The sequence below is a fragment of the Phyllobacterium endophyticum genome (assembly GCF_003010935.1).
Lineage (GTDB): Bacteria > Pseudomonadota > Alphaproteobacteria > Rhizobiales > Rhizobiaceae > Phyllobacterium > Phyllobacterium endophyticum.
On the sequence record NZ_PGGN01000004.1, the window covers coordinates 15,676 to 28,711 of the forward strand.

The 13,036-nt window shown below is 56.8% G+C and carries 10 protein-coding genes; 7 read left to right on the forward strand and 3 right to left on the reverse strand.

The window, feature by feature from the left end; genetic code table 11:
- The first annotated feature begins 4 nt into the window (after positions 1–4).
- The 4 genes from CU100_RS18335 (at position 5) to CU100_RS18350 (ending at position 4,889) form a co-directional block, all read left to right on the forward strand.
- On the forward strand, positions 5–967 hold the full coding sequence (locus tag CU100_RS18335) for a methyltetrahydrofolate cobalamin methyltransferase (protein WP_106718068.1): 963 nt from the start codon (positions 5–7) through the stop codon (positions 965–967).
- Positions 968–1,159: 192 nt separating this feature from the next.
- The gene (locus tag CU100_RS18340; RefSeq protein WP_106718622.1) at positions 1,160–3,187 is read left to right on the forward strand and encodes an ASKHA domain-containing protein; all 2,028 of its coding nucleotides are present in this window, start codon (positions 1,160–1,162) and stop codon (positions 3,185–3,187) included.
- A 65-nt stretch (positions 3,188–3,252) separates the two neighbouring features.
- Entirely contained in the window at positions 3,253–4,164 is a 912-nt protein-coding gene (locus CU100_RS18345; protein WP_106718069.1) for an ROK family protein, read from the forward strand.
- On the forward strand, positions 4,161–4,889 hold the full coding sequence (locus CU100_RS18350) for a copper homeostasis protein CutC (RefSeq protein ID WP_407070359.1): 729 nt from the start codon (positions 4,161–4,163) through the stop codon (positions 4,887–4,889). Before CU100_RS18345 ends, CU100_RS18350 begins: the two co-directional genes overlap by 4 nt.
- Positions 4,890–4,930: 41 nt before the next feature.
- On the opposite strand, the gene CU100_RS18355 is transcribed toward CU100_RS18350, so the two are convergent.
- The gene (locus CU100_RS18355) at positions 4,931–5,839 is read right to left on the reverse strand and encodes a LysR family transcriptional regulator (protein ID WP_106718071.1); all 909 of its coding nucleotides are present in this window, start codon (positions 5,837–5,839) and stop codon (positions 4,931–4,933) included.
- Positions 5,840–5,979: 140 nt separating this feature from the next.
- On the opposite strand from CU100_RS18355, the gene CU100_RS18360 reads away from it, so the two are divergent.
- A complete protein-coding gene (locus CU100_RS18360; protein WP_106718072.1) occupies positions 5,980–6,240 on the forward strand; it encodes a hypothetical protein in 261 nt (86 codons plus the stop codon).
- Positions 6,241–6,459: 219 nt separating this feature from the next.
- The gene (locus tag CU100_RS18365; RefSeq protein WP_106718073.1) at positions 6,460–7,458 is read left to right on the forward strand and encodes a GlxA family transcriptional regulator; all 999 of its coding nucleotides are present in this window, start codon (positions 6,460–6,462) and stop codon (positions 7,456–7,458) included.
- 86 nt (positions 7,459–7,544) lie between these two features.
- On the opposite strand, the gene CU100_RS18370 is transcribed toward CU100_RS18365, so the two are convergent.
- Together CU100_RS18370 and CU100_RS18375 are read right to left on the reverse strand one after the other, a co-directional pair.
- A complete protein-coding gene (locus tag CU100_RS18370; RefSeq protein ID WP_342588317.1) occupies positions 7,545–8,345 on the reverse strand; it encodes a DUF1194 domain-containing protein in 801 nt (266 codons plus the stop codon).
- Between the two features lie 177 nt (positions 8,346–8,522).
- Entirely contained in the window at positions 8,523–11,039 is a 2,517-nt protein-coding gene (locus tag CU100_RS18375) for a GcvT family protein (protein ID WP_106718074.1), read from the reverse strand.
- Between the two features lie 246 nt (positions 11,040–11,285).
- Here CU100_RS18375 and CU100_RS18380 point away from each other — a divergent pair, with 246 nt between their 5' ends.
- Positions 11,286–13,013, forward strand: coding sequence for a hypothetical protein (locus CU100_RS18380; RefSeq protein WP_245419126.1), 1,728 nt, complete (start codon positions 11,286–11,288; stop codon positions 13,011–13,013).
- Positions 13,014–13,036: the final 23 nt, after the last annotated feature.

Genomic DNA, 13,036 nt, shown 5'->3' on the forward strand with positions numbered 1-13,036 from the left:
CTGCATGACCCGCACGATCGTCGCTTCGGCGACCAGAGAAATCATCATTGGTTTTGATCAGCCTTTCTGCGTGATTGGTGAAAGGATCAATCCAACTGGTCGCAAGAAGCTCGCCGCTGAAATGATCGAAGGCAACTTCGACACGGTCATCAGGGATGCGCTGGAGCAGGTTGCCGCGGGCGCGACCATGCTGGATGTCAATGCGGGGGTGACCGCGGTTGATCCCAATGCGACGGAGCCGGGCCTGCTGGTCCAGACGCTGGAAATCGTTCAGAACCTCGTTGATGTTCCCTTGTCGATCGACAGCTCTGTAAGCGCTGCCATCGAGGCGGCGTTAAAGGTTGCCAAGGGCCGTCCGCTGGTGAATTCGGTAACCGGCGAGGAGGAAAAACTCGAAGCCATCCTGCCGCTGATCAAGAAGTACAACGTTCCTGTCGTCGCCATTTCCAATGATGAGACCGGCATCTCGATGGATCCGGACGTTAGATTCGCCGTCGCCAAGAAGATTGTCGAGCGAGCGGCCGATTTCGGTATTCCCGCCCATGATATCGTCGTCGACCCGCTGGTCATGCCGATCGGAGCCCTCGGTGACGCCGGACGACAGGTTTTCGCTTTGCTCCGCCGGTTGCGCGAAGAACTTAAGGTCAACACGACCTGCGGCCTGTCCAATATCTCTTTCGGCCTTCCGCACCGTCATGGCATCAATGCTGGCTTCATTCCGATGGTGATTGGTGCCGGCATGACGTCGGCGATCATGAATCCATGCCGACCACAAGAAATGGAGGCAGTTCACGCCGCCAACGTTCTGAACGGCACGGACGCCAATTGCACCTACTGGATCAAGAAGTATCGCGATCATCAACCGGCTGCGCCAGGTGTAGCCGCTTCCGTTTCAGTTCCTGCCGATTCTGCCGGTGGCGGGCGCCGGCGCGGTGGCCGTGAGGCGCGGCGCGGGGTTGCAAGCTAGTTGCGGGGTATTTAATACCTCCTTCAACCCCGATGGGGACGAACAGACGGAGCTATGGTGCCTTTCTTTCTTCTCCCGCTCGGGGAGAAGTTGGTCCACAGGGCCGAATAAGGGAGCTATTTTGGAGCATAGATTTTGAACGCACCCGTCAAAGCACCGGAGGCAACGGCAAAGGAAGCTCTCGTTCTCTTTATGCCGTCTGGCAAGCGCGGACGTTTTGCAGTCGGCACGCCGATATTGGAAGCTGCCCGCACGCTCGGCGTATATGTTGAAAGCGTATGCGGTGGACGCGGCATTTGCGGGCGCTGCCAGGTAGAAGTCCAGGAGGGCCGTTTTGCCAAGCACGGCATCACTTCCTCCAACGATCATATTTCCGAGTTTGGGCCGAAAGAACAACGTTATGCGGAAAAGCGTGATTTAAAGCAAGGCAGGCGCCTCTCCTGCTCTGCCACCATTCTAGGCGATCTTGTCGTCGACGTTCCGCAGGACGTGCAGATCAATGCCCAAGTCGTTCGCAAAGACGTCGATACCCGCGTCATCGAGCGCAATCCAGCCGTTCGCATGTGCTATGTCGAGGTGGAAGAACCGGATATGCACAAGCCGCTGGGCGATCTTGACCGGTTGAAGATAGCCCTTGAGAACGAATGGGGCGTGCGTAATCTAAACGTGGATGCTTATCTTCTGGCAAACGTGCAGCAGATCCTCCGCAAAGGCGAATGGGGCGTGACCGCCGCTATCCATCACGATGAAGAAACCGATCGTCCAACCATGATCGGACTCTGGCCGGGTTTGAAGAACGAAGCCTATGGCATCGCCTGCGACATCGGCTCGACCACGATCGCAATGCATCTCTCGTCGCTTCTCTCGGTGCGGACAATTGCATCGGCTGGTACATCCAACCCCCAGATACGCTTCGGCGAAGATCTGATGAGCCGCGTTTCATACGTGATGATGAATCCGGATGGCCGCGAGGGCATGACACTCGCGGTTCGCGAGGCAATAAACGGCCTGATCGACAAGGTTTGCCTTGAGGGAGGCGTCGCGCGCGAAGATATCCTTGACGCTGTATTCGTCGGCAACCCCATCATGCACCACCTCTTTCTTGGCATAGACCCGACGGAACTTGGCGGCGCACCCTTCGCGCTGGCTGTTTCCGGCGCTGTGCATCTGAAATCTTCCGACATCGGTTTGCCGATGAACCCGGGCACGCGAGTCTATATGCTACCGTGTATTGCGGGGCATGTTGGCGCGGATGCAGCCGCAGCCACACTGGCGGAAGGCCCGCACCGCCAGGACGAAATGATGCTTCTCGTCGATGTCGGTACCAATGCGGAGATCGTCCTCGGTAACAGGCAGCGCACGGTTGCCGCGTCCTCCCCCACCGGTCCTGCGTTCGAGGGTGCAGAAATTTCCGGCGGTCAGCGTGCTGCACCCGGCGCCATCGAGCGTGTCCGTATCGATCCTGTTACGCTGGAGCCAAAATTTCGCGTAATCGGCACCGAGAAATGGTCAGACGAGCCAGGGTTTGAAGAGGCTGTGCAGGCAAGCGGAATTACCGGCATTTGCGGCTCGGCCATCATCGAAGTCATTGCGGAAATGTATCTATCCGGAATTATCTCGGAGGATGGCGTCGTCGATGGCACCCTCAGCGTGAAATCGCCCCGTGTCATGGCGAATGGGCGTACCTTCTCTTACCTTTTGCACGAGGGCTCGCCGACGATAACAATCACCCAAAACGACGTGCGCGCGATCCAGCTTGCCAAGGCGGCGCTTTATGCCGGCGTGAAGCTCCTCATGGACAAGTTAGGTATCGATCATGTCGATCAAATCCGTTTTGCCGGGGCTTTCGGTTCATTCATCGATCCGAAATATGCCATGGTTCTTGGCCTGATCCCGGATTGCGATCTGGACAAGGTGCAAGCCGTCGGCAATGCTGCTGGCACAGGTGCCCGTATGGCCCTGCTCAATCGCAACTATCGCCGCGAAATCGAGGCTACCGTCACGCGCATCGAGAAAATCGAGACGGCGCTGGAGCCAAAGTTCCAGGAACATTTCGTCTACGCCATGGCGATGCCCAACAAGATCGACCCGTTTCCAAAATTATCGATGGCAGTCACGTTGCCGCCCCGCAAGAACGTCAGCGAGGACGGTGTCGCAGGCGATGCGTCTCCGCGCAGGCGCTCCCGTGAAGATCGGGCCGCAAGGCGTTCACGCGAATAGCTTTGTGGGCAGGGAGTTTTCCGCTATCAAACATCCACGATGATTGATTCCGGAAATAGCTTGCCATGATAGCCTGCTTTGACATTGGCGGTTCTGCCATCAAAGGCGCGATCGCCTATTCGCCTGAAGATATAAGGCCGCTGCCGAAGGTCCCGACGCCGCTCGACGACTTTGATGCATTCGCATCAGCTTTAGCCAAGATAGCAGCCGATGGCGGTGCCGATCCCACTGGCTTGATATCAATCTCAATAGCTGGGGTCGTCGATTCCGATACCGGCAAAATCACCTGTGCCAACATTCCATGCATACATGGACGGACATTGGTCGCCGACCTCAGCGCCAGGCTACAAAGACCAGTACTGGTGGCCAATGATGCGGATTGCTTTGCGCTCTCGGAAGCTGTCGTTGGCGCGGGACGCGAGCACCGCGTCGTGTTTGGTGTCATCCTCGGAACAGGTGTCGGCGGCGGCATCGTCATCGACGGAAAGATTCACGAAGGCGCAGGCGGTTTTGCCGGCGAATGGGGCCATGGGCCTGTCTCGGCTACGTTGGCGGGAAATCCGCCGATAGCAATTCCCCGATATGCCTGCGGCTGCGGTCAGGTCGGCTGCGTCGACCCAGTCGGCGCCGCGCGAGGCATGGAACGGTTGCATACGCATCTGCATGGCGTGAACCTGACGAGTACTGCCATAATGGTCGCCTGGAATGCCGGCGACGCAGCAGCCGAACGTACCATAGAGGTCTATATCGACATCGTCAGTGGCCCGCTTGCGATGACGATCAATATCGTGGGCGCGTCTATCGTGCCGGTGGGCGGGGGGCTGGCCAATTCTGTTGAGCTTGTCCAGCGGCTTGACGAGGCAGTGCGCGCGCGCATCCTGCGAAAAACCGGCCAACCGCTGGTCGTGCCGGCAGAATTGAAGATTGAACCCGGTCTCATTGGCGCAGGTGTTCTAGGACTGATGGGAATTCGCTGATGAGCATTCTGCTGGAAGTCTGCGTTGACAGTCCCAGCGGGCTGGCGGCGGCTATCTCCGGAGGGGCCGACCGCATTGAACTCTGTTCTGCGCTTGAGCTCGGTGGGTTGACGCCAACATCGGGTCTCGTAGGACAGGCCGCACTAGCACCAGTTCCAGTCTACGCCATGATCCGGCCACGGCCCGGAAATTTCGTCTTTGGTGAAGCCGATATCGACGCGATGCTGCGCGAAATCGACGTGGTGCGTTCTGCCGGTTTGGCGGGTGTGGTCTTCGGTGCAAATCACGCCAGCGGTCAGCTGGAACATACCACTCTCGAACGCCTCATCAGGCAATGCGACGGTTTGGGTGTTACGCTCCACCGCTCGTTCGATCTCGTGCCGGACCTTGCCGAAGCTGTGAATATGGCTGTCGACCTCGGATTCGAACGTGTTCTGACATCGGGCCGAGCGCTCACGTCCCTTGCCGGGCTGGACGACCTGGAAAAGACATTCCAACTCGCAGCCGGCAGGATCAAAATCATGCCAGGCTCCGGCATCAACATCGATAATGTCGACCTGCTGCTACAGCGCGTCCCCTTCACAGAAATTCACGCATCGTGCGCCGCAGCCGTCAAGCCACTCAGCGAAGCCGCAGCGAGGCTCGGTTTCGAAACCGGCGCGCGCAAGCAGACCAGCATAGAACTGGTTAGAGCACTGAAGAATTATTGCGTTGCGATCAGTTGAGCGGAAAAACCGTAACGTACGTGGAGAGACGACGACACGCCCTAGCAGCTGAGCTTGCCAGTCCGCTCGTAGCCTTCAAAATAAACGCGCAAGTGCTGGGCAACCGCTTTGACATGCGCAGCGGCATTCTTCGCGACAAGCATGCCGAGCTTGGATTCGCCTAGCGGCGGCAAGCCATGTTCGGCGCCGAGCTGGACCATGTTGTCTTCCAGGAGAAACTTCGAGAAAGGTGCGACGGCAAGATCGGCAACGATGGCGGCACGTTGTCCCATCGTGTGCGCACTCATATAGGCGACGCGATACTCGCGACCTGCGCTCTCGAGCGCACTGATCGCATTGGCACGCCAGATGCACCCCTCTTCCCACATGGAAAGCGGCAGCGGATTGCGCTCATGGGCATTGCCGCATTTGGCTCCCGCCCAGATGATTTCTTCAGTCATGAGCACTTCTATGTCATCAACCTTTGCAAGTGTCTCATTGACATTGACCAGAGTGACGTCGAGGCGTTGCTCGTCGAGGCGCTTGCGAAGGTTGTTGCTCTGGTCGATGACCACATCGACGGTCACGTCCGGATGGGATTCGGCAAATCGTTTCAGAACGAACGGTAACACTTTCTCGCCAACGTCATCCGGCGCACCAAGGCGCACGACGCCTGAAACGGTAGGCGCGATGAATTTGGCAACTGTTTCGCGGTTGAGAGCAAGCATGCGCCTCGCGTAACCAAGTAGAACTTCACCGCTCGGTGTCAGTCTGACAGATCGCGCATCCCGCTCGAGCAAAACATGCCCGAGTGTTTCCTCCAGTTTCTTGATCTGCATGGAAACAGCCGAGGGCGTGCGGAACACGGCATTGGCAGCACTTGAAAAACTACCCGTCTCGGCGATCATCGCGAATGTGCGCAGGACGTCGAGATCCAGTATCGGGATCGGATGATGCATCGGGGCTGACATCAAGCATTCTCCTTCATCAATTTTTCTGAAACATAATGTTCCTCAATTTCGTTTGATTGAACATCAAGACGGTGAGATAGTCAAGCTTATGAAGCCGGGAGCAAACAAAATGGCTTCCTTAATGGAGAAGGAGAAGGAAAATGAGCACCTGTGACGAATTCTATCAAAGAAGCTCGAGCAGTCTTGCCGAACGATTCGTAACGTCAATCTCGGATTTCGCCACGCATCTGGCTCAACGTGTTGAGACTGCGCGCGAGATTTTCATCAGGCAACGTCGCCTGCGTGCTACGGAAACGGCCTTGGATGGGTTGCCGGACCATATGCGTTGCGACATTGGTTGGCCGGACCTCTACGAGCGCCAGGTCGGTGAACGCGATGAGCTCGGCAAAGCGCGGTCATAGATCATGAAGCACTCCAAGCCAGGGAGCAGATAATCTCCATCTGCTCCCTTTTATTTTTATGTCATACCTGCGCGTTTGCGACACACGTTTCTCTCTTCCATTTAGAATAATTCTATGGTTCTATCTGCAAAAAAGCTCTAGAGACCACGCCCGTAAGTTGAAGTTGTTACTTCAGTTGCGACATGGCCTTAAAGCCAGATACGGGAACCTGGAATCACCATGGATCACATTGGTCTCAATAAGCGCTCTTTCGTTTTTTTCCTCGTGCCGAATTTTTCGATGATCGCGTTTGCGACAGCCATCGAGCCGCTGCGGATCGCCAATCGCATGCTCGGGTACGAAGCCTATCGTTGGCGGCTGGCATCCGTAGACGCAAAGCCCGTTACTGCCTCCAACGGCGTTGAATGCGCGGCCAATTCCTCTCTTGAAGACGAACGCCGGTATCTGACAGGCGAAGAACGGCCCTCGATGGTTTTCGTTTGTGCTGGTGTTCATGTGGAGAAGTTCCAGAACAAATCGGTATTCGCCTGGCTTCGCGAAGAATTCAATCGGGGCGTTGCCGTGGGAGGACTGTGCACCGGCGCACATATCCTGGCGGCTGCCGGGCTGCTTTCGGGCAAGCGCTGCGCCATCCATTGGGAGAACCTGCCCGGATTTGCCGAGGCATTTCCAAAAGCCGATGTATATGCCGACCTGTTCGAGGTCGATGGCAATATCTATACCTGTGCCGGCGGAACCGCAGCGCTGGACATGATGCTGAAGCTTATCGGCGATGATTTTGGCGACAATATTGTCAACCGGGTCTGCGAACAGGCATTGACCGACCGTGTGCGCAGTCCTCATGACCGTCAGCGACTGCCGTTACGTGCACGTCTGGGCGTCCAAAACTCCAAAGTACTGACCATCATCGAATTGATGGAAGCCCGGCTCTCGGAACCGTTGTCGTTAATCGAGATTGCAGACCATGTGGGCCTGTCCCGGCGGCAAATAGAGCGGCTATTCCGGCAGGAAATGGGCCGTTCCCCTGCCCGTTACTACCTGGAAATCCGCCTTGATCGGGCCCGCCACCTGTTGATCCAGTCGTCCATGCCGATCGTGGAAGTGGCGGTAGCGTGCGGATTTGTGTCGGCATCGCATTTTTCCAAGTGCTACCGCGAGCTTTACGGCCGCTCGCCCCAGCAGGAACGCGCCGACCGCAAGCAGTTGATGGCGGCCTGAGGCCGCTCCAGATCCTATGTGGATGTGAATGGTGGGACGCTCACTGGAGCGAAATAAGACACTAGTTACAAGCAAATACGGTAGAATTAACGGGATTCCCAATCCTGCATCCGCCTCTGCCAAATCCGCTCACCGGAGAGACAATCTATCTGCGGTTTGTCCTGCACGAGCACCAGCGGCCACGCGTGCCCTGGCTTCCATTCTGCCCTCTGCATCAGAGGGGTGACGCCAGCCAGTTCCAGAACCAGTTTGCGGCGCACAGCCTCGGGAAACTGATCCCAGGAATTGACCGGTATCATGAACGCCCCCGGTCCGCCGATAACGCAATTGCTGTAGTATAAATCGAGGTCCTTCACGGCCCAGTCGGAGTAGAAGTCTCCGCGTGTCATCAACGGCAATCCGTTGATCGTTATGCCCTTGGCAACTGCCTGGTCGCGTGCGTCAGCCACTGGCCTGCCATTGTTGTTCGCGCCGTCGCCTGAAACGTCGATGACCTTTCTCAAGGCCTTGAAGCCATTGTCGTCAAAGAGCGTGCTGCCGAAATCGATGGCGCCTGAAATAGATGTCCGGCTCTGCGTCGAGGGGATCGGCTGATCGAGAGCAGCAGCCAACTTTTCGGCGGAATCCGCGCCGTCCACCAATGTCCAGGGCACTATGATCCGCTGCACGTTGGACCCGGCCCATTCGACATAGGTGATCGCCACGCGGCCGTGTATCCCGTCGCGGATCGCATCTATGACTTCCTTGCGGCGGAATGCGGCAACATAGCCGTCGCGCTGGATCTTCTGTTCGAAGGTTTCCATGGACCTCGATGCATCGACTGCCAGAACCAACTCCACGTCGACATCGATATCGGCTGATTGTGCGCGCGTGGAAAAACTGGCCAACAGAGCCGCCAGTGACAGAAAACTACAAAGAGCCTTCATGCGCGATGACATGAATCGAGTGTAACTCAAATCGCCCGAACGCAAAGCAACTTCCAGGCCGATCACACTGTGTTGAACAAAGCTGCGAACGGGAAATGGCGCCTCTTGGCGCCATTTCTCGATTTAGACACGGATGGGTTACGCTTTCAGGCGTTCATTCTCGGCATCGAATGGAGATTCTGGAATGACGGTTGCCTTGTGGGTTTTGCCGAGGATCTTTATCTCGAGCTGCGTACCAAGGGCAGAATATTCAGGTTTCACCATGGCGAGCGCAATGCTTTTGCCAAGACGCCACCCGTAACCGCCATGGGTGGCACGGCCGATAAGTTCGCCCTTGGCGTAGATCGGCTCGCTGCCCCGCGCATCTACATCGGAAACGCCGGGAACGTGTACTTCGAGCGTGACAAAGTTCCACTTGAGGCCGTCTTCGCGCGCCTTGACAACCGCATTGCGGCCGATGAACTCGCCCTTGTTGGGATGAACGAAGCGGTCGAGCCCGCTCTCAAAGGCGTTGTATTCAATCGACAGCTCCCGCGGAATCAGGCGGTACGATTTCTCCACCGCCATGGCTGTCATGGCGCGAATACCGAATGGCTTGATACCGAATTCCGCGCCGGCCTCAAGCAACAGATCATAGATGGTATTTTGTTGTTCGATAGGATGGTGCAGTTCCCAGCCAAGCTCGCCGACGAAATTGACGCGCAGTGCGTGAGCCGTGGCCGTGCCCACACTGATTTCCTTGCCTGACAGCCACGGAAATGCTTCGTTCGACAGATCCGCACGGGTGAGCTTTGCCAGAACCTGGCGGCTCTTGGGTCCCGCCAGAACGAGAACGCCGTACATCTGCGTAATTGGACGCAACACAACCGAACCGTCGTCGGGCAGCAGCTTGTGCAAATAATCATGGTCGTGATTTTCGTAAGCACCCGCCGAAACCAGGTAGAACTTGCCTGGCGACCACTCATAGACCGTGAATTCCGAACGGACGCCGCCCAACGGTGTCAGGAGGTGGCACAGCGCGATGCGGCCTTGCTTCTTCGGGATTCGATTGGCCAGTATGGAATCGAGCCACGCCCGGGCGCCCGGTCCGGAAACCTCCATCTTGGCGAAAGCCGACATGTCCAGAAGCCCGACATTGTTCGTCACATTCTTGATCTCGTGACCGACGTGCTCGAAATAGTTGGAGCGCCGGAACGACCAGAGTTCCTTGACCCTGCCGTCCGCATCCGGCCTTGGATGGTTGTGGTTCATCAGAACATCGGGCTTCTCAAGCTTGGCAACATCAAGCCCGTAGCCTTGAGGAGCAAACCAGTTGGCACGCTCCCAGCCATAAACAGTGCCGAACACCGCGCCAAGCGCCTTCTGGCGATCATAGGAAGGCGATCGCTTCAATGGTCTGGCGGCACCGCGTTCCTCATCCGGGTAATGAACCGAGAATACCTCGGCATAAGCTTCCTCGTTCTTCTCCTTGAGGTAACCCTCGGTCGCGTAGGGACCGAAGCGCCGCGGGTCCACACCCATCATGTCGATGGACGGCTCACCCTCGACGATCCATTCGGCCAGCTGCCAACCGGCACCGCCGGCAGCGGTAACACCAAAGGAATGCCCTTCATTCAACCAGAAGTTCTTCAGCCGTGGAGCCGGTCCGATAATTGGGGAACCATCGGGCGTATAGGCAATCGCACCATTGTAGACTTTCTTGATGCCTACTTCGCCAAACGCCGGAACACGGGCAATGGCCGTTTCGATATAAGGCTCCAGCCGGTCGAGATCTTCCTGGAAGAGCTCATATTCACTCCCGTCCGAGGGGCCGTCGACATAGCAGACGGGAGCGCCCCGCTCATAGGGTCCGAGCAACAGGCCGCCGTTCTCCTCACGCATATACCAGGAACTGTCGCTTTCGCGCAGGACACCCATTTCCGGCAAGCCCTTCGCCTTGCGTTCAACAATCGCAGGATGCGGCTCGGTGACGATATACTGATGTTCGACGGGGATAACCGGCACATCGAGCCCGACCATCCTGCCCGTCTTGCGGGCGAAGTTGCCCGTTGCGGAAACCACATGGTCCGCGGTGATATCACCCTTGTCCGTCTTCACGAGCCATTGACCGGTCGGCAATTGTTCGATGCCGAGCACAGTCGTGTAGCGGTAGATTGTTGCTCCGCGATCGCGCGCACCTTTGGCAAGCGCCTGCGTCAGGTCGGCAGGCTGGATATAGCCATCGTCTGGATGCTGAATCGCGCCGATGATACCGTCCATCTCGGCAAGCGGCCAGATCTCCTTGACCTGCTCGGGCGTCAGCAATTTGACCGGAACTCCGATCGTCTCGGCTACGCCAGCATAATACATATACTCGTCCCAGCGGTCCTGCGTCCGGGCGAGACGAATATTGCTGCAATTGGTGAAGCCGACATTCATGCCGGTTTCTTCTTGCAGTTCCTGATAGAACTTGACCGAATATTTGTGAATCTGGCCAACGGAATAGCTCATGTTGAACAATGGCAGAAGCCCTGCGGCATGCCAGGTGGAACCGGACGTCAGTTCCTTGCGCTCGATCAGGACGACATCACTCCAGCCCTTCTTGGCCAAATGGTAGAGAGTTGAAACACCCACCACACCACCGCCGATGACAACAACACGCGCCTCAGTCTTCATTTGATTCTGTCCTTTGGTATCGATCGACGGCCGGAAAGGCTTCCGACAATTTTTTGCACTATGGCGTTTCGTATGTCCATCGCTAAGGCCTGTTTGCGACATGGCGAAAACACGCCGCGACGCGCATCCGGAAGGCCGTATTTTATGGTAGAACTTGGCGTATTTCCGCGCCGGTTTAACACAATGTGGAGAATTAAACCTCTAAGGATAGCGTGCACGCGCCGCGAAACCTTAGATCGAAGCCTTATGCCGGATATGTCCAGCCCCTCCACCAGAACGTCGACACGAATTTCCACACCCTTGTTGGTTCTCGCGCTCTTTCTGTTGGGCCTGGCAGTCCTTCTGTCCCTGCCCTTGGTCATTCCCATCGGGCCAATGTACTGGGACACCTATATCTATCTCGACGCGGCCCAGCGCATCAAATTGGGCCAGGTGCCTGCAGCGGATTTTCTCGCGCCCGTCGGCGCGCTTGAATACTACCAGTTCTATTGGCTGCAGACACTGTTTCCCGCCGCGCAACCCACGTTGATTGCGCAATGGTCCGTGCTGATATCTGCAGCGCCCTTGATCGCCGTCACGATCGCTCAAATCGACAAGGAAAGCCGGAGGACCGCATTTGCCGTGCTCATTCCTTTCCTCATTTTTGTTCTATGCCCCACCAATACGCAAAGTTTCAACTCCTTCCCGGGGGTTGACGGATTCGGAATTTATAACAGGCACACGTCGCTGCTGCTCTACGTCCTGGTTACCGCACTCGTTTTCTTGCCAGCCGGTCGCAAGCTTGCCGTTGTCGCAGCCCTGTCGATGCTCGCGCTCTTCTTCACGAAAATCACCGGATTCGTCGCGGGCGGGATGATCGGGCTGTTTGCGATATTCGCCGGCCGGTTCATGTGGCGGCAAGCGTTCCTGGCCCTGTTCATATTTGCCGCGGCACTGGTGTTGCTCGAACTAAACCGTGGAATGGTTTCGGCCTATCTCGAAAGCATCGCTTCATTGGTCCGGCTGAACGAGAGTCTGCTTCTTCCACGCTTCCTGACTGTTTTCTCAATTAAGCTTGACGTGATCCTTGCCGCGGCAGCTTTGATCCTGTTCCTGTTCTGGATCGACCGGGCAGACCTGGCGGAGCATTTGCGTTCCCGGCGCCAGAGCTCGACAGGCAAAACTACCGGAGGACTTCTGGACCGGGATTGGTTGTGGATTGGCGTCACTTTGGCGGCCGGCATATTTCTTGAAACTCAAAATACCGGAAGTCAGGAGTTCATCTTTCTATGGCCGGTACTCCTGGCAATGTTGCGCAAGACCCCGGCGCTGGACGGGCGGCACAGGCTGATTGTCTATTGTCTCGTCGCGTTTACTGCCATTCCGACTATCACGAAAATAGTCCACGGAAGCCTGCGTTTTGTGGCTGTGGCACCGACCTACGAGGCGGCGCCAGTCACCGACGTGAAAACCATGGGACTCGTCTCCGCCCGCCGGGATATCATGAAACGAGCCAGCCTCCTCGAATCCCACTATTCCTCGAACGCTGTCACCTATCGCCAACTGGCCGAGGCGGACCAGCTGCCCAGCTGGCAGCTTTTTTCCGAACTCGACTACCAGATGTACTGGATCGTCTCCGCAGATCGCATGGTCAAAGCGCTTAAGGAGTTCGAGAGCAAGAATGGTGTACATCTGAACAGTCTGATGACACTAGACTTCGTCAATCCGTTTCCGTGGATACTTGACCGCGACGCAACCCGGAATGTGCAAATCGGCGCCGATCCATTCCGCACGGTCGATGAACTGACGGCAGCGGAAGCAACCTCGATACGGCAGACAGATGGAATATTGCGCCCATCCTGCCCCATCACAAGTGCGCGTATCGCACTGCAACATATCTATCGGAAAGCCCTGGAAGACCGGATCGTCGTAAAGCTCAATGACTGCTGGGATCTCCTCCTCCGTTCGGACGTGAAGCTTTCAGCGAAGTTCTGAACTTGTGAAGCCGGCCCAGAGAC